At 37.0% G+C, this 17,512-nt stretch carries 18 protein-coding genes; 15 read left to right on the top strand and 3 right to left on the bottom strand.

All coding sequences use genetic code 11. The annotated features are described in order from the left end of the window. Window positions 1–3: 3 nt before the first annotated feature. Together RH40_RS05880 and RH40_RS05875 are read left to right on the top strand one after the other, a co-directional pair. Window positions 4–597: a hypothetical protein gene (locus RH40_RS05880; protein WP_009600497.1), complete on the top strand. Its 594-nt coding sequence runs from the start codon at window positions 4–6 to the stop codon at window positions 595–597. 224 nt (window positions 598–821) lie between these two features. Beyond that, window positions 822–1,184, top strand: a complete 363-nt coding sequence (locus RH40_RS05875) for a hypothetical protein (RefSeq protein ID WP_009600496.1) — start codon at window positions 822–824, stop codon at window positions 1,182–1,184. A 639-nt stretch (window positions 1,185–1,823) separates the two neighbouring features. On the opposite strand, the gene RH40_RS05870 is transcribed toward RH40_RS05875, so the two are convergent. After that, window positions 1,824–2,159, bottom strand: a complete 336-nt coding sequence (locus tag RH40_RS05870; protein ID WP_009600495.1) for a hypothetical protein — start codon at window positions 2,157–2,159, stop codon at window positions 1,824–1,826. Between the two features lie 613 nt (window positions 2,160–2,772). Here RH40_RS05870 and RH40_RS05865 point away from each other — a divergent pair. From RH40_RS05865 to RH40_RS05830, 8 genes are all read left to right on the top strand, one after another. Next, complete coding sequence (locus RH40_RS05865) at window positions 2,773–2,967, top strand: hypothetical protein (RefSeq protein WP_009600494.1); 195 nt, start codon at window positions 2,773–2,775, stop codon at window positions 2,965–2,967. Between the two features lie 182 nt (window positions 2,968–3,149). After that, window positions 3,150–4,370 carry an MFS transporter gene (locus RH40_RS05860; RefSeq protein ID WP_009600493.1) on the top strand — a complete coding sequence of 407 codons (1,221 nt, stop codon included), beginning with the start codon at window positions 3,150–3,152 and terminating at the stop codon, window positions 4,368–4,370. A 312-nt stretch (window positions 4,371–4,682) separates the two neighbouring features. Continuing rightward, on the top strand, window positions 4,683–5,144 hold the full coding sequence (locus RH40_RS05855) for an SAM-dependent methyltransferase (protein ID WP_009600492.1): 462 nt from the start codon (window positions 4,683–4,685) through the stop codon (window positions 5,142–5,144). 140 nt (window positions 5,145–5,284) lie between these two features. Beyond that, window positions 5,285–5,749 carry a GNAT family N-acetyltransferase gene (locus RH40_RS05850; RefSeq protein ID WP_009600491.1) on the top strand — a complete coding sequence of 155 codons (465 nt, stop codon included), beginning with the start codon at window positions 5,285–5,287 and terminating at the stop codon, window positions 5,747–5,749. Between the two features lie 360 nt (window positions 5,750–6,109). After that, window positions 6,110–6,568 (top strand): hypothetical protein, encoded by a 459-nt coding sequence (locus RH40_RS05845; protein ID WP_009600490.1) that lies wholly within the window; start codon window positions 6,110–6,112, stop codon window positions 6,566–6,568. A 164-nt stretch (window positions 6,569–6,732) separates the two neighbouring features. Beyond that, window positions 6,733–6,948: a DUF6434 domain-containing protein gene (locus RH40_RS05840; RefSeq protein WP_009600488.1), complete on the top strand. Its 216-nt coding sequence runs from the start codon at window positions 6,733–6,735 to the stop codon at window positions 6,946–6,948. Between the two features lie 198 nt (window positions 6,949–7,146). After that, entirely contained in the window at window positions 7,147–7,809 is a 663-nt protein-coding gene (locus RH40_RS05835) for an HAD family hydrolase (protein ID WP_009600487.1), read from the top strand. A gap of 275 nt (window positions 7,810–8,084) precedes the next feature. Beyond that, entirely contained in the window at window positions 8,085–9,644 is a 1,560-nt protein-coding gene (locus RH40_RS05830; RefSeq protein WP_139056856.1) for a M85 family metallopeptidase, read from the top strand. Window positions 9,645–9,856: 212 nt separating this feature from the next. Here RH40_RS05830 and RH40_RS05825 read toward each other — a convergent pair whose 3' ends face one another. Then, window positions 9,857–10,213, bottom strand: coding sequence for a hypothetical protein (locus RH40_RS05825; RefSeq protein WP_009600483.1), 357 nt, complete (start codon window positions 10,211–10,213; stop codon window positions 9,857–9,859). Window positions 10,214–10,462: 249 nt separating this feature from the next. Between RH40_RS05825 and RH40_RS05820 the strand changes: the two genes are divergently transcribed. From RH40_RS05820 to RH40_RS05800, 5 genes are all read left to right on the top strand, one after another. Next, on the top strand, window positions 10,463–11,866 hold the full coding sequence (locus RH40_RS05820; RefSeq protein WP_039954321.1) for an SPFH domain-containing protein: 1,404 nt from the start codon (window positions 10,463–10,465) through the stop codon (window positions 11,864–11,866). 199 nt (window positions 11,867–12,065) lie between these two features. Then, entirely contained in the window at window positions 12,066–13,094 is a 1,029-nt protein-coding gene (locus RH40_RS05815) for an SEL1-like repeat protein (RefSeq protein WP_009600479.1), read from the top strand. A gap of 698 nt (window positions 13,095–13,792) precedes the next feature. Next, window positions 13,793–14,698, top strand: coding sequence for a hypothetical protein (locus RH40_RS05810; protein ID WP_009600478.1), 906 nt, complete (start codon window positions 13,793–13,795; stop codon window positions 14,696–14,698). 207 nt (window positions 14,699–14,905) lie between these two features. Continuing rightward, window positions 14,906–15,127, top strand: a complete 222-nt coding sequence (locus RH40_RS05805; RefSeq protein ID WP_009600476.1) for a hypothetical protein — start codon at window positions 14,906–14,908, stop codon at window positions 15,125–15,127. A gap of 205 nt (window positions 15,128–15,332) precedes the next feature. Further along, a complete protein-coding gene (locus tag RH40_RS05800) occupies window positions 15,333–15,887 on the top strand; it encodes a sugar O-acetyltransferase (protein ID WP_009600475.1) in 555 nt (184 codons plus the stop codon). Between the two features lie 126 nt (window positions 15,888–16,013). Here the strand turns inward: RH40_RS05800 and RH40_RS05795 are convergent, their stop codons facing one another. Beyond that, a complete protein-coding gene (locus RH40_RS05795; protein ID WP_009600474.1) occupies window positions 16,014–17,477 on the bottom strand; it encodes a phosphatase PAP2 family protein in 1,464 nt (487 codons plus the stop codon). Window positions 17,478–17,512: the final 35 nt, after the last annotated feature.

Genomic DNA, 17,512 nt, shown 5'->3' with positions numbered 1-17,512 from the left:
AAAGTGAATAATATTTTATATGTAGCAATCTTTGGTTTAGCATTTTCAAGCTATTTGAAAGCTGAGGGTATTAATTCTATTTATTGTGAAAAAAAAACAATACCTGAATATGAACTAAATAATGGTAATGCTAGCTATTTCGATAGTGAAGGGAAAACAATTGAATGTTCCGTAGGGGGTTTTATAATAAATATACCTTCTTTAAAAGATCCTGAATCTATATTGGTTACACATGATGGGAATATCCCATATACTATTGCAGCTGATAAAAAGAGCGTGGTTGTTGTTTCTAAGATCAATAACTTATCGGTTGATTTAGTAGCCAGAAAGCAGGTCAATAAACAGCCAGAACTCAATTATATTAGTTATAGTAGAGATGTTGACGAGAAGAATATAAAAGTTATCGACGCGGCCATGGATGGAAGATTAGATCTAAGAAAAACTAAAGTTGATAAATTAATAAGACATCAGGTTAATATAGATAACAAATGGTACGATGCCTATAAAGGTGAAAAAGGAAAGTATTTTGTCGAGTTAGATGGGGATGTGAGAAAGATATCTTACTCTAAGGTTATCAAGGGCTTTGTTTTCGAGTAGAGCTATTGTATTAAGCCGTTCGAACTATTCCATTTTATTATTATTTACTAGTTTCAGCATAATTTGATTTTACTGTGGCACTTTTTATCTTGAAAGAAATAATTCAGGACATACACCAAAAGAACTGCTATTGGTGGCGCTATAGCAGGAGATTTAGTTGGTGGTGTGGCAGGATCTACTGCTAGTAAATGGTTTGTTGATGAGATGTATGCTTGGAGTTCTCAATGAGCATTAAGGATATAGCATTTTTTCTTTTGTACTTTGCTACCGTTTTGGCTGTGCCAGGTGTGGTTATGGCTTCAATTGTTTCTCTCGGAAGCCTTAAGCATATTATATTTATGGATCAGCAGCTAGCTAAAGACCTAAGCAAGTACTACGACGATAAAGGCTATATGCGTCCTAAATATCAATTATCTTGGCAAATAGGTAGTCGCTGTTTTGACTACTGGGTTAAGTATCCTTTTATTCGTCGTCGTTCAACGACGGACTCAAAGAAATTCCAGTTATTTATGTGGGTTAATGCTTTGGGGATATGGAGTTATGTCCTTTGTTTTGGATTAATGCTTATAGGAAAGATGTTTAGTTAAGATTGATTCAGTTTTTCTACTGTCAGTAATAATTAAGGACACACACCAAAAAACCAAGAGTAAAACGTCCAAATAAGCATTCTAAACACCATTCCATAAAATTGGAGTTCATAAGCTTACGAAGTCCTGAATTAACGCTGAGTAAAGATAAAACAAAAGTTGAGATTAAATGAATCCAAAGTATCTTCGGTGTGTGTCCTGAATTAATTTCGGCACAGTTTTACGATACCTGACATAATTAATCTATTACTAAATGAGCAAAGTGACTGATTCATTTATGTCTACCTTGGAGTCAGTCAGTCTTGCCTGACTCGCCTTTGCCCCAAAATCGCTTAGATTAACTACTTTACTCAATTCAGAGGGCGTGCGTTTACCTCACTAAGAAACAAATCAGGACACACACCTTTAAAAATAGATTCCAACCGTACATTTAGATTATCGCTAACCTCTCATAATCCATTGAGGAGATATGTTTATGACAACAGCACGCAAACAGCTTATTTCAATCAAAATCGGCGACGATATCTTTGAAGCAACATAACCTCTCAATAGAAACTTCAAACTGAGAGGAGAGGTTTGACATTATTTTTAAAGCTGTGTGTGCCGCCAAATTATATAACTAGCTGGTCTATTGAACAATCAATAAGCTCTGAGAAACTGAAGATCTTCCGAATCTGAATAGTAATCGCACTTACCTTTACCCCCGACTTGTATGTTTGCACCGCTTGCTTTAGCTGCCATAACTGCAGAAACAATTAGCTTTCCTGCTTGTGTACGTGTGTCTACAACATACCTTCCAGAAGGATTTCCAAATGTGGCACAACTAGGTCTTCCTGTCTGGCTCTCAACGCTAAATGCAAAACTGTCGTGTGTATTATGAATCCAATAATCTATTACTTTACCATTACTTTCGCTAGCAACTAAATTGTGTGAAAATAAAATGCCCCATAACGATAAAAACAACCTAGCCTTCATGCTTATTCCTATAATTCAGAAAATCATTTATAATTTATGACTTTGAATTATGACATTTATCATTCATTGGTTCAATTATTTATTAGTTCTTTTGGTGTGTGTCCTGAGTTATTATTAATACAAATAAATAAGTGTGCGTGCTTTCACTAAACTAATGAGATAAACGCGCATGAGCACGAGTAAAATATTATATTTAGTCATCAACATTGGAGGATAAGTTGAAATGTAATAATTAAGGACACACACCAATAATTAAGAACACACACCAAAAGGGGAGCAACAAGTTTTTGCTGATCAATTCACGCTATACAGAAAAAATCTGTATTTAGTGATGCAGGTATAGAACTTTAGAGCTTAAACTAGTGTTATTTTAGTTAAAATAGATGCATAGTTTACGTCGTTGAGATACTAGACAGAATATTTCTATATTTAAGTACAGAATTATTCTGTCTAATATAGCTGTTAGCTTGTAATGAACAATGGAGATATAAAATGAGTAAGTTGCTGAAAATTTCAGCGTTAGTAGTTTTAATGATTAGTACTAGCGCTAGTGCATTAACAGCAAAAGTTACAAAGGTAGGCTGCCATATTAATTAATGTATGCTTCGTATATTTGGATAAGCCTATTACTAGCAAGTGTGCCCATAATGATGGTTCACTTCGTTGGGACGGTGAGTCAAATACTTATGGCAAGGCAGCACTGTCGATTTTGCTTTCGGCAGAAGCAACAAATAAAAGTGTTGTATTTGGTTTAGCTGGATGTTACCCAGGCTATCCGAGCTTTCATTGGGTAAGTACTCAGCAATAAGCTAACAAACGCTTCAAGCCGACCGCCAACGCGTGATATTTTTGGTTTGTAGTAATAATTGTGTTTGAATAATTAAGGACACACACCTTTAAACACTAACGCGTTTCTGTCCAAAAATGTGTTGTCCACCTTTGGTGTGTGTCCCGAATTATAGTTAAATTACAATAACAAGAGTTGCATAAATGTTATATTTATTTTTCCTTGGTGAATCTATTCTTGCACTTCTAAATGTCATGATAAGCTTCTACTTTAGTATTAAAATATTTGAATCAACGAATAGCGCTTCATTAATGGCCCTGTCAGTATTTTTTTCAATTGCTCCAAATATTTATCTAAGCTTCTTTTCCGGGCGGGCTGTTGATTTTTATGGCAAGGTGAAAACTATAAAAATTTGTGCTTTATTATATTTTTCAATATATCTTATCTTATACTTTTATGTTGATAACTACGGTTATGAGATAATAACTATATTTTTATTTTTAGCTATTAGATCAATTGTATCCTCATTTAATGACATGGCTATAATAACTATCATACCAGAACAGGTCCCTAAGGAAAATCTTAGAGTAGCATATGGGATTCAAGATTTCCTTAATAAAGGTGTATCAATACTAGGACCAATATTATCAGGAGTTATATATTCTTACGTAAAAGTTGATAATATTATATTACCAATGATTGTTATATCTTTCTTGATTTTCATGATTTCATTTTCATTGAAAGAAGTAAAAATAGTAAAGGATAATATATTTGAAGATATAAGTTTAAACTTATGTAGAAAAATCGTAAACCAAACGCCTGAGTTAAGGGGTTCGTTGTGTTTTTTTTGTTTATTTAATCTTGTAAATGGTGTTTCATCAGCTTTTCTAGTCTCTTATGCTTTTTTAATGTTTGGGAATTTTAGCTATACATTGTCAATCTACAACTCATTTATGGCTGTTGGTGCATTGATTGGAACATTATTCTCTATAAGAAAAATTAATATTGATCCACTCTTGCTTATCGGTATTAGTACAATAATTTGTGCCTTATTTGGAAGGATTGCAATTGGGTTCGCATATGATATTTTTTTGTTTAGTATTTTCCTTGCATTAAGAGCAGCATTAATACCTATCGGAAATATGGCCAATCAAATCGTATGGGTTGATAAAACCGAAAGATCTAGTCGAGGTAGTTTGTTTGGCTATAGGAGGTTAATTGCTCAAGGATTCTATCCTATATCTATAGTTTTATGTGCAATGCTTATTAATATTTACCAACTTGACTCAAGTGAAAATTTTTTAAATAGTATGTTCATAATTACGGGCTTTTTTGAAATTATTATATCAATATTATTGATAGCTTTTTCGGTAAGGTTGAAGCGAGTAAGGTGCAAGTATTTATCAATAAGTAACTTGAGCTAAATTTTCAATATATACATGATGGCGTTGCTGATCAAATCGTTTTGTAAAACTCAAACGGCTAGGTCTAATTAAATAATTCAGGACACACCCCAAAAGGGGAGCAACAATTTTTTGCCGATCAATTCACGCTATACAGAAAAAATCTGTATTTAGTTATGCAGGTACAGAACTTTAGAGCTTAAACTAGTGTTATTTTAGTTAAAATAGATGCATAATTTACGTCGTTGAGATACTAGACAGAATATTTCTATATTTAAGTACAGAATTATTCCGTCTAATATAGCTGTTAGCGCCCAGAGGAGAAAAATAATCATGGAAGAAATTAGGCTTGTTTCTATAGGAAAAGTTGAATCAACCAGAAGTGAGATGATTGACGATAATTGGGATAAAGAAAGCACCTCTATAGTTATTGATGCTGCGTTCGGGGCGGAAGCTCTTATCGGACTGTCTGATTTTTCTCATGTTGAAGTGACTTTTTATTTAAACAAAGTTGATAAGTCAAAGATCATCACGGGTGCAAGGCATCCAAGGAATAACACTGATTGGCCGAAAGTTGGTATTTTTGCCCAAAGAGGTAAAAACCGACCGAACCGTTTAGGTTCTACAATTTGTGAAGTTATTGCTGTTTGTGGGAATGTACTACAAGTTAGAGGATTGGATGCAATAGACGGTACGCCAGTGGTAGACATTAAGCCAGTAATGGGTGAATTCTTACCAAGAACAACCGTAGATCAGCCCGAGTGGTCAAAAGAAATCATGTCAAATTACTGGTAGTCAGAGTGCTAACAAGGCATTCAAGTCGGACTAAAAACAGTGGGCTCACTCACTGCGCTCGATTTTAGCCCCTAATTTTTAGCCGCTTAATGTGGCGTTATGTCCTTTCGGGTTTTTGAGGCTCTATGAAAATAAGAAAAATGAGTTCAGTTGACTTGCCTGCTTTGTATGATATTTACACCGATAAAGAGGTTGTGAACAACAATCGTTACTTGCCTGAGATCAAAAGGGAAGAGTTTGACTCAATGTTTAATGACAGCCAGCTTAATTTTGTCGCGATTGAAAGCGATGGAGAACTCTTGGGTCATTTGGCTATTAACTCAACGCTTAAGCCGAAGTTAAAGCACTCTGCATCTTTTGGTATTGCGGTCGCCAAAACTTCTCGAGGGAAGGGAGTGGGTCGTTTCTTAATGGAATACTTGCTGTCGTATTGTGATGAGCAGCTAAACTTGACGCGTTTAGAGTTAGAGGTGCATGCAAACAACGTTGCTGCGTTGGCACTTTATAAATCCTTTGGTTTTAAAGTTGAGGGTACAAAACGCAAGGCTGTGCTTGTTGAAGATGATCTAATAGACATCGTCATCATGTCGAGAGTACGGACATAACAAACGTTTAAGGCTCAAGATACTTTCTCTAATGTTCACGGAACTAGTTAGAGCTTCGGCTCTAACTCACTTTTGTCCAATTAAGTGTGTTTAGAGGGCATGAAACTATCATGAGTACTATTTTGGAAACAGCTTGTTGGCAAATTGTCCAACGCTTATTTGTGCAGCATTCTGGTACATATTTGACATATCAACCCATGTTATACAGAAAAAATCTGTATTAAGTGACGTAGGCACAGAACTGTAGATCTTAAATCATTGTAAGTTTCAGTAAAAAAGATGTATCGTTTCCGTTATTAATATACTACTAGACAGAATAATTCTGTCTAGTATAGCTGTTATGTGTAATGAAGAGGTTTTATGAAAAAGTTTTTTAAAGTTTTAGCGATACTATTTGCTCTAACTGTTGTTTTCATTGGGGGGCTACTGTTTTGGGCTATCTCTCAAAAAAGTGAGGTCACTGCTGAAGCGACTCCATTTATTGAAGAAAGCGTGCCTTTAATATCAACATGGAAAATATCGCAGTTTGAACATCTATTTAGTATTGAAGGGCGTGCAGCGTTTAATGGTGAAGAAGGTCAAAAAGTAATAGAGTATCTATCTAAAATAGGTGGTTTAAAATCCTTCGACTCCCCAGTCTTTGTTAGGACTAAATCTTCTGTTGCTATTAGTGGTGAAAGTAAAGAAATAGCAATATTTACAGTTGAAGCAAAATTTGAAAATGGCGCGGGTTTGTTTACGTTTGTCCTTTCTAAAGAAGACTCAGAATACAAAATTGACCGCATAAATCTGAGTTCGAATGCATTTTTGGATTTGTAGTCCAAATTGCACATAACAAGGCGTTTAAGTTCTTTTGGTGTATGTCCCAAGTTTTTTCTTCTTTACTTTTTAGTGACTTATGATAGTTTGCTCTAAAGTCGGATAGGCAGAAAAACGAGACTTCCTGTTATTAAAAATGTTATGTAAAAGTGGGTTTCAAAACCATGGATAATGTTGATTGGCATAAAAATCATATTAATGACAGCACAATAATTACAGATAGTTATAAAACGACTCAAAATGTTCGAAGATATTTCAAATCTAAATTTGGCGAAAATTTTAAGTTTGATCGTGATTTTATGAATTGGATTAATAATGCCACAGGTTTGACAATGGGTGATGCCTCAGAAGAATGGGCTAAACGACAGAAATCAAAGTAATTGGTATTAATATACATTTACTAGAATATTGTGAATAGCCTGCGCGCTGTAGGTTTTTGAAGTTCTTTTGTTGTGTGTCCTGAATTATATATTTTAGATTGTAGTTATGGGTGCTTTGGGACCAAATTAAATTTGGACAGAAAACGTTTTGATATAAGGTGTCCTGAGTACAGTTTAATGTTCAGCTTGGAGGTAGGTATGTATGATACAGTAATTTTTGACTATGGAGATACACTCTATAAAATGGGTAGTCTAGTAGATTCATTGGAAGCCGTATACGACTCAGAGTATGCTCACCAGATTGGTAAATCTATAGAGCAAGACATTCAAAACTTATATACCCAGAATAATACTCTGCAACCTGATTGGCTAACTGTTTGGGAGTCCGCATTTAATAAGTACTCTCAAAAATTTGATGTAGATCTGGGACTAAAACACTTAAATCATTTCATTAACAGCGGACGTTTATATAGTTATTCACTTCCATTACTAGAATCTTTGCGTAATCAAAATGTCAAGTTGGCGCTATTGTCAAATATGACTGGTGAAACTTGGGTATTCCAACGTTCTTTGGAAAAGCATGGCTTATCCAAATATTTTGATAGTATTGTCTGGTCCCCACAAGTTGGTTATAGAAAGCCAAGTAAAGTAGCTTTTCAGTATACTCTCGATAGTTTAAACAGTTCCGCTTCTACAGCACTAATGGTAGGTGATAGTGAGGTCGCCGATATTCAAGGAGCCAACGCCTTTGGTATTTCCTCAATGTTAGTATCAGACAATATAAGTAATAATAGCGAGGCTAACTATATTGTCGATAGAAACAGTATACGAAGCGAAATACTTCGCCTAACTAAAACTTGAAATCTTCGGCTCTTAAACTGATTTATTTATCTATAAAAACAATAATGTGACCTCTTTGATAGTTCTTTTGGTGTGTGTCCTGAATTATATATGTGTCCTGAATTATATAATTATAGTGAAAATAACATAAGTTCTATAGATTGTTATATGAATGAAATTTTAATTTTAAATTTACTATAAATAGAATGATACTCACGAATACACAATCATCTTCTTCCTTTACATGTTAATGATAATTAATGTCATTTGGAATTTTTATATAATAATAGAGGCGAATGATGATTAAGAAAGTATTAGTTATTTCACTTTTTCTTGCGATGAACACAAAGTTTGTCCTGGCGAATAATGGTGCACCTGATAGAGATAGTGACGAGTATGCAGACTATGTTGTAAATAGAGGAGCAAACCAGCAGCTGACGTACGCTCAGATGGTCGCACTTTCCTCAGCAATATCGAGATCTGTTGTTTCTAGTTACGGGAGTATAGTCGATCGTCATACTGCAGCAGCAATCGAATATACATTGATAGATGCACTATTTAATTCTCCAACATTCCAACATGCTGTCTCGTTTGGTTTAAATAACGATATAGATAATGTGGGTAACATTCTATTTACCAATTTGTATGAAATTAACGAGGAGCGAGAAGGAGATTTTTCTGATGTAGATGATGTTGACATCGATGATATCGAAGATTCTGACGCTGATCAGGTGCCTATATTCGCAAATCATGAAGCCAAAGAAGATAATAACGGTACTCCGATCGTAAATGTTGGTGCTGCCCCTCATATCAATACCAGTGAATACTTTTGGTGGCAAGAATCGTTAATTCATGAAGTCATTCATCAAATTACGGCTTCTCAGGATACTGATGAATTAGATAGACACGGCCCCACTGAAATTTTAGCTCAAAGAATCGCGAATGAACTTAATTGGCCAATACCAACCTTTAAAGGATATGCAGACCCTGAGAGAACCCGAGCTATAGCAGAACGTGGTTTTCGGGCGCTGCTTCAAACTATCGATAGACATCCCTCTGAAACAGTAGCGCTGCTGGAAAGAATTGCTACTATTTCCAGAGGTTTGAAAGCTTCAGCTAGCTTTAGCTTACTCACTTCTTTCTGCTCATCAGGTATCATCGAATTACCCAAACTCCCTGATTTTGATGATGATGATTTCAGCATGGGTGCGGCTTTCTTTACTGGTGCTAGTGCCAGTAACTTAGGTGAGTGTAGCCTAGATGCAGCAGGACGAGTCGAGCCAGTGAGCTCTTCAATTACATTTGAAGGGGGGCAATTGCTGATTCAAAGAGATCTGAAAAACCTAAACTTGCTCGTAGCAAAATTAGCCTTTTTGAGAGCTAAAAATAATGGGGGTTTTTACAGTAAGAATTGGGAATCTTGGAAACATTGGTATAAAGATTCTGGATGGAAGAACCTGTTTGGGTTCGGTATCTATGGATACGGTCTGGATGAAGCCGAGGGGAATGATATTTATAGTCCATATGGCTTAACTTTTAATGATGGTTCATTTTCTATTGGTGTCGTAGGTCAAGATGTTAAAGAAAGTACGAAGAGCGATAATTTTACCAAGTTATCGGGTACTAATTGGCATACCATAAAGTACGCTGGTCAAATGTTTTTTGACATGAATGGAAGACCTGTTGCACTCGTTATCACTGATGTTTTGACTGGCGGATTCGGCTCCGGATGGTCTTTTGTATATAATAATGGAAAATGGGAATATGAATCTAAAGACGACTGGGATGATCGTCGATTCCAAGGCTCGTCGACATTATCGTTGGATTCCAACGCGCCAAAATTCAGTACCCATTAATAAGTGCGTAAGCTTTAAGAACATCAGTGGTTACTGCCACGGAAGTAAAAAACACTTTTTACCAAACCTTAAAGCGGCATACTTAAATATGATCTGAGTTAAAAGGTAGTCAGAATTATTTCTGCTACCTTTATTTCTTAAAATAATTAGATATGGTGCCTGTCCTAGGTTATTTGAACTATTCTATTTGGGCGTAAAACAGGTTACAGAGTTTAATCCACTAGTTTGAAAAATAACTGTCCATACTTTATCCCTGTGAACTCAATGATCCTTCCTGAAACATTACGACCACTAAAATTATCTTTTGTCATGTCTAAATATAGACGACGTATATTGGCATCGAGTTCACATGCTGAAAACGCTCTAAATTTACTCTCTAGCTCACAAAAAAGTGTGACGGGTGCGGCTCCATAAGATGTCGCATCAATACGATATTGAGAACCGATAACCGGTGCATCTTTAATCCCTATCAGTGCACTTATAGGCTTTATTTCAGAAGCAAAAGTAGGGGCAGACAAAGACATCATTAAGCCTAAAAATAATGATTTTTTTATTTTATTGATGTTCATAACAACTCTATATTTCAAATATGAAGCTGAAACATATCTTACTTAGCTACATAAGAATAACTATTTTTACATCTGAGTTACTTTCAAGAATCTTACCTTTTCCAATTAGATAATAGTTGTGTAGATAAAGGGTTCGCAGCAAGTTATTTTGTAAAGACGAAACACCTGTCTATTCAAACTAAATACCTAGAAAATAAGTTATTTCACTTAGTTTTTGAGTCATGAATTGTAGATATAATAATCTTTTAAATTTACAACAGATACTTAGGACAGGAATTAAAAGTGGAAGAAAGACGTCAGTTATTACGTAAAGGATTGAAAGCCGCCATATTTGGCCTCCCGCTGCTGGCAATCGGTTTAACGATTAATAGCTCAGTTTTGATGACCGATGCTGGCTATAGCTATGTGCATCAAAACAACCTTACTGGTGAGCTCGATGTATTCACTGAACCTGGTATCCATATGCGGATGCCATTCCTGTCCAAAATTACCAAGTATGACCAATTGATTACGGTGTCATTCGGTAACAATAAAGGCGAAGACTTTTATCAGCGTCTCGACGCGGTGCAGGTTCGTTTTGCTGATACCTATATTGGTGAGATACCAGTCACCTTCCGTTTCAAGCTGAGCAATGACCCTGCAGCGATAAAGAAGATGCACCGTGAGTTTCGCAATAATACCAACTTGATTGATGCATTGCTGGTTAAAAACGCACGTAACGTGACCGTAATTACTGCAACCCAATATACGGGTGAAGAGTTTTTCCAAGGTGGTTTAAATCAGTTCAAATCAAAATTGGGCGATCAGCTTCGTGAAGGGATATACCTAACCGAGCGTCGTCAGGTCGAAGTCGAAGAGCTAGATCTTGCTCCTGTAGGTGTGAATCAGTCAAACTCAAACCAACTGCATCGTACTAACCAACTAGTATGGAAGACGGTGCCTGTAGAAGATAAAACAGGCCACCCAATCCGCCAGAATAACCCATTGCAACAATATGGCATTCAAGTGACACAGGTAACTATCGGTGATCCGCTGCCTGAGAATCAGCTTAATCAGCTACTGGCAGACAAGAAACGTTTGGTTGCGGATCGCATCCGTGCCATTCAGGAGCAAGAGACCTCAAAGGCGCAAGCAGAGACAGAGCAATTGCGTAAAGAAATCCAGCGCACTCGTGAAGTGCAAGATGCTCAGCGAAAAAAAGAGCTTGCGATCATCGCACAGCAAAAAGAGGTTGAAGTTGCTCGTCAGATTGCAGAGCGTGAAATCGTTGAAGTAGAGAAAACCAAGCGGCTGGCTGAGGTAGAAAAAGAAAAGGAGCTAGCAGTAGCGGAAGCTAACTTAGCGATTCAAAAAGCCAATGCTTTATCTGCAGAATTTGAAGCGAAAGCAATTCGTTCAAAAGGTCGTGCAGAAGCCGAAGTGTTGAAAGCAAAATATGCAGCACTGGGCGCAAACCGAGAAGTGTATTTGGCAGAGTTGAACCGTGATGTGGCGAATTCACTCTACAACAATTTACAAAACTTCCAAGTGCAGATGCCACAAAACTACATTGGCGGTGGTGAAGCAGCAGGTCTGAAAACCAATCTTGATGTGATTACCGGGTTTGGTGCATTGGGCTTGATGGACCAAACCAAAAAAGCGGTAGAGAAATAAGACCGTATCGGCTAAAAGTACTGAGCTGATTCCAATACAATATAAAGGCTGATAATGCATATCAGCCTCTTTTTTGTGTTGCGGTTCTCTATGATTATTTTCTACCGGCAATCATTAAAGCAATTTCGCCACCATGTATTACCGGCTTTGCGAAAACCACCCACTACGCAGTCAATTATTACAGATATAAGAGATAGAAATGCGAATATTTATTTTGTTATTGGCTTTTTTTGGTTTGGTTGGATGTGAAGACCAACGCAGTGAGGGGACAGGTGCAAAAACAAATGTATATTTGGATCAGGCCAGACAAGGTGAGCCGATAGACCAATTGAAGTTGGGTGTTATGTATGAACGAGGAGATGGCGTTGTTCAAGATTATAAGCAAGCAATATATTGGTATCGTAAAGCCGCTGAACAGGGAAATGCAGATGCTCAGTTTCACTTGGGATTTATGATAGCCAAAGGGAGAGGCGTTGATAAAAATTTTATAGAAGCGGCGAAATGGTACAGAAAAGCAGCTGAACAGGGGCATGTAAAAAGTCAAAACAACCTCGGTATCATGTATGAAGAGGGCGAGGGTGTAGCTCAAGATTACACACAGTCAGTGTACTGGTACAGAAAAGCTGCCGAGCAAGGGTATGCAAAAAGCCAAGATAAGCTCGGATTTATGTATCTTTTTGGTAAAGGTGTTCCTCAGTTTGATACACAAGCCTTTTATTGGTTTAGAAAAGCCGCTGAGCAAGGATATGCAAGCGGCCAAAATAACTTAGGGTATATGTATGCCTTGGGTAAGGGGGTCTCTAAAAACGATACGGAAGCAGCATATTGGTATAGAAAATCTGCTGAGGGAGGGGATGTTGTAGGTCAAAGTAATATAGGTCATATGTACTATGCGGGTCTGGGAGTTCCCCAAGACGACACAAAAGCGGCGTATTGGTTTAAAAAAGGAGCTGAGCAAGGTGGTGTCAGCGCTCAGGGCAACCTAGGTGTGATGTACTATCAAGGTAGAAGTGTTCCTCAAAATTACGCAAAAGCCTTGTATTGGTATCGTAAGGCTGCCGAGCGGGGAGATGCATCATCTCAAAACAATATTGGCGTTTTGTACGAGGAAGGAAAAGGGGTTCCCCAAGATGATAAACAAGCCTTGTACTGGTATCGCAAGGCGGCAGCACAGGGACATAAGGTTGCTCAAAGCTCTATTGATCGCATTATTAACATGAGTCAGTAGTATCAAGCACAAAGGACAGGCGCTCTGCCTCTTTACTTCTTAGGTATTTCTTATTTTCAAGTACATCTCGAATTATCGAAAAGACTTATTCTAGCTCTATCCTGACTTAAACCAAGATCTGAAAAGAGATGAGCCACTCAGCATAGATGGAACAGTATAGACGTACTTTTCTGGTGAGCTTCTCAGCCATCGTTATCTGGTAAATTTCTTTTTACCTTCTGTTAATTGAGTGCTTTAGTCATTTAAATCTGCGTATTAGCATTTTACAGCTAAATTTTTTATTTTTATTTTAAATTACCATCAAGCTATTATATTAATGTCCTTTAGAATTTAAATATAAAAATTTATAGTACCTTCAATTTAAATAAAAGTATTGGTTAAATTTAATTTAAAAGTAAAAATATAAGTAAATAAGACACATAAATCTCATGAAAATGTTTATATTGATATCTAAGTAATTTATTTTTGTGTAAAAAGCCATATTGATTTGTTGAAAATATAATTGTATTTTTTATTTAGGATTAATTCTGATCCTGATTATATAAAAATGATAGTCCAGTTTTTAATCTAAAATATAAGATTTTATTAGTTATTGAGTAGTTTTGAAATTATTAACGTAACAATTAATAAACTGCTAATACTAATTTAATTGATAGATTTAAATTTAAATAACATTAAAAATAAATGTTTGGTGAAATATGAAATACTGTAGTTTAACTATTTTTATTGCTTTCCCTTTATATGTACACGCAGCGCCGCATAATAATATTAATGAGTTAACAGATAGATTATCTATCAAGGAATGTACCGAAAACGCGAGGAGTAAAGGTTGTTATGACAATAAAGTCAGAACTTATAATCTTCTTTGTGCAAATGAATCTGGTGATAGTCAACCGTCTAATAGTGAAATGACAGGATATTACAGCCGTGATTTTATTGAAGAAAATGGTATCGTCACCCAATACCGATACACCTTTATTCCTGTCGGGGAATCTGACCAAGTTATTCAAAGTATTAAAGAGCACGATGATCTCTGTGCAAACAATGCTGGTGCTGAGTATTTTTCACAGCCTGAAAAACTCGACAACAAGACAACATACTTCTCTTATATCGAAAATGAAAAGGTTGTTGCTTGGGATCCAGAAGGAAATAATAATAGAAAAGAACTGTCCACTATTACAACACTTCATAAAAACAAAAGTTTTTACACTTATGTGCTTTGTGCCCATTCAAATTCACCAAATGGGCAGTATTTAATCGATCCCACAACTGGAAAATATGTCATAACAGATGCCCGTTATGAAGGGTTCTTTTATGATGGAATTGCAGATTACGTGTTTGGTGGTCCTGCTGGTAAGGGAAATTTTCGTTACATCATTACTAAAGATACCTACGACAAATACTATGATATGTGTCAAGACCAATTCGGAGAAGCCAGAGAGTTAAAGGTGATACCTGATGTTGATGATGTTGCTGAAAGGATATTTAGTCCTATTTCATGGATTAATATAATGACTATGTCAATTTGGAGTGATTACCGCTTCTTATTTACTGAACCATCCACAGGAAAAGAATATATGAGTGATATATTCTTTAATCGATAAAAATACTAAATAGCTCACCTTCGAAGTGGGCTTACTAAAAATAAAAAGTATAGGCACCGAATATCTTTCACAAAGATATTAAGGATAAAAGAAACATTAAATTATTTTAGATATCTGTTTAGGTGCATTTTGGCGGTCAATAGATATAGACCGCTTCGTTCCACGTTTCTCGGTATTGCACGTGATAAATATTGAAGGGAGTTTACTATGAATGCAAACATACTCGATTGTAAGGTATTTCCATTTGACCCAAGCTGTAGGGGCAATGTCAGTATTGCGGATAAAGGATACCATCCGAACAATGACCAGCTTTTGGTGTTTCCTACTGATGAGAAGGCAAATGCCATAAGTTTTATTACAAGTTATGTTAACCCAGAATATGTCTCTTCACTTCATAGCTTAGTGTTTTCGTTTGGAATGATAGGGTAGGCGCTTTAGCAATTGAACAGTTCAAATACTCAAGATACACGCTCTAGCTCTTTTACTGTGTGTGTCCTGAATTATTAATCTGTCAAAAGTTCATTTAGACAAACAAAACTCTAAATTATTGCTTTATATCACTGTCGAGCTTGACCTTATCCTGTAGATTCAGCGAAGAAAAATAAATGCTTATAAGGCATAGTTAGGAAAGATGATGACAGAATTTGAAAAAATGCTGGCAGGCGATAATTTTGATGGCGGAGATAAAAGTGTCGATAATGTCCGAGAAAATGCGTTTACTTTGCTGAATATCCTAAACCAAACTTTTGATGCTGATCAGCGTGATAAGTTACTGTCTCAATTAATGGGTCAGATACCAGATACTGCTGTTGTTCGATCTCCTTTCTACTGTGAGTTTGGTAAAAATATCTTTATTGGCAAAAGTACATTTATCAATATGAACGTTAATATGTTAGATGGGGCAAGAATTGCAATAGGAAGCAATGTCCTTATTGGGCCGAATGCCCAATTCTATACCGCCAGTCATTCTCTTGATTATCGAGAACGTCGCAATTGGGAAACCTTGTGCAAACCGATCACTATTGAAGATGATGTTTGGATTGGCGGTAACACAGTTATCAATCAAGGTGTCACGATTGGCGCTCGCTCAGTTATTGCAGCCAACTCGGTTGTTAACTCTGATGTACCATCTGATAGCCTTTATGGAGGCACGCCTGCCAAATTAATCCGGCGTATCAATCTGCGATAAACAGTGAATGCAGGTAAGCAGTTTAAATTTTTCATGAAAGCTTAACAGGGCTTCAATAAAAGCCCTTAATTTGAAAGTACAATTAAAAGGCTTCAAATGAAAAGTTCTGATAGCCTTTATCCGAAATTAATTTTTAAAGCGTCTCATCAGATAGGGCGCTCCTATCAATATCCATAGCATTCCACTGAAAACGGCTAGCGCTTTCACAGCTAATATCAGGACACTGGATGATGCTGGGGTGATCAAAAACAGACTCAGCCCAATAATGATCCCCGCACCGATTAGGCAAGTAATCACTTGTTGCCAAGGACTAATATTCACCCCCTTTTCTGGAGTGATATTGAAAAATAATGAGAAAAATAAGCCAAGAGCAGCAAACCACGAGTAGACATAAAGGGGCTGCAACAATTGCAAAGCAGCAATGAAGTAGATTATTAACAACAATAGCCATAAACGTTTTGATTCAATGAAACGTTTTTGTTTGGCGTATTTTCGACGATATAACGTCAGCGACACGAGAGCAATTAAGCCGCCTAAACTGATTCCGGCAGCAATATCGGTTGGGTAATGAACACCTAACCAAACCCTTGCTGCACCCGTTAAGAGTGACAGCACCAACCAGCCTACTATCGCTGTGACTGGTCCGATATATCCATGTTGTTCACCGCGCTTTGTGACCCAGCCGAGTAGCAGACCTACAATAGCCGCTGCTTGGGTTGTATGACCACTAGGAAAGCTAAAGCCACTGGCTTGCGCTTGTTGCAAACTTGGAAGGAAATAAAAGGGCCTTGGGATGGAAAAGCCCATCTTTAAGAGGTTGACTGAGAAAGCGGTGGCAAGCAGAGCAAAAGCGAGCGTCAATCCATAGCGCAAAGGTAATAATAGTACGAATATCGCCAATAACCCCACCGCAAATACACCCTCACCTAAGCCATTGCCAAAGAACAGAATATTATTGATGATAGGCACAGAGCTAACCCAATGTTGGAAAGAGGCCATAATAGGTAATTGCTTTATCTGTAGTTCGTCTGCGCTATCCGCCAAATCTTCGAGCAAGTGAAAAGCGCTAGGATGACTTTCCTTTATCCAGGATTGTAGAGTTTTGGCATCACTTGGGTAGCGGTAGTTATCGAGAACTTCAGCAGTTAATGAGGTGAGGTAGACTTGACGAATTTCTTTGCCAAAGTGCTCAGCATTTAGGGCAGGAATAATTGCAGCGCCAAAATGATTGTGAAAAGCAGGGCTCATATAGCCAACACTTTTATTGGGCTTACATGCAAATACAACTCGATTATCATCGATGGCAAGTTGCTTACCAACATCAACATCTATACCCGTTTCTTCCCGGGTTTCACGTTTTGCTGCCGCGTCTAGTGCCTCATGACTTTCAATACCTCCTCCTGGTAAAGAGAGTTTTCGCGTCAGGTAGTCTTGGACTAAAATTATTTGGTCCTGATCATTGTGAATAACGCAGGTTGCGCCCTTGGGTTGGTATGCTTTAACTTTCTGTAGCGGTAGTTGTTCCTGTGCACAAACAAACAAGCTGACTAGGCTTATAACTGTCGAGAATGTAGCTAATGCGTATCGCAAAATAGCCCCCAATTTAAGTTAGTTTTAAACGCATT

Origin of the sequence: Vibrio caribbeanicus ATCC BAA-2122, assembly GCF_000165125.1 — a bacterium.
GTDB classification, from domain to species: Bacteria; Pseudomonadota; Gammaproteobacteria; order Enterobacterales; family Vibrionaceae; genus Vibrio; species Vibrio caribbeanicus.
The sequence above is the reverse complement of the archived record's forward strand: the minus strand, read 5'-3'. Positions and strand labels throughout refer to the sequence as shown.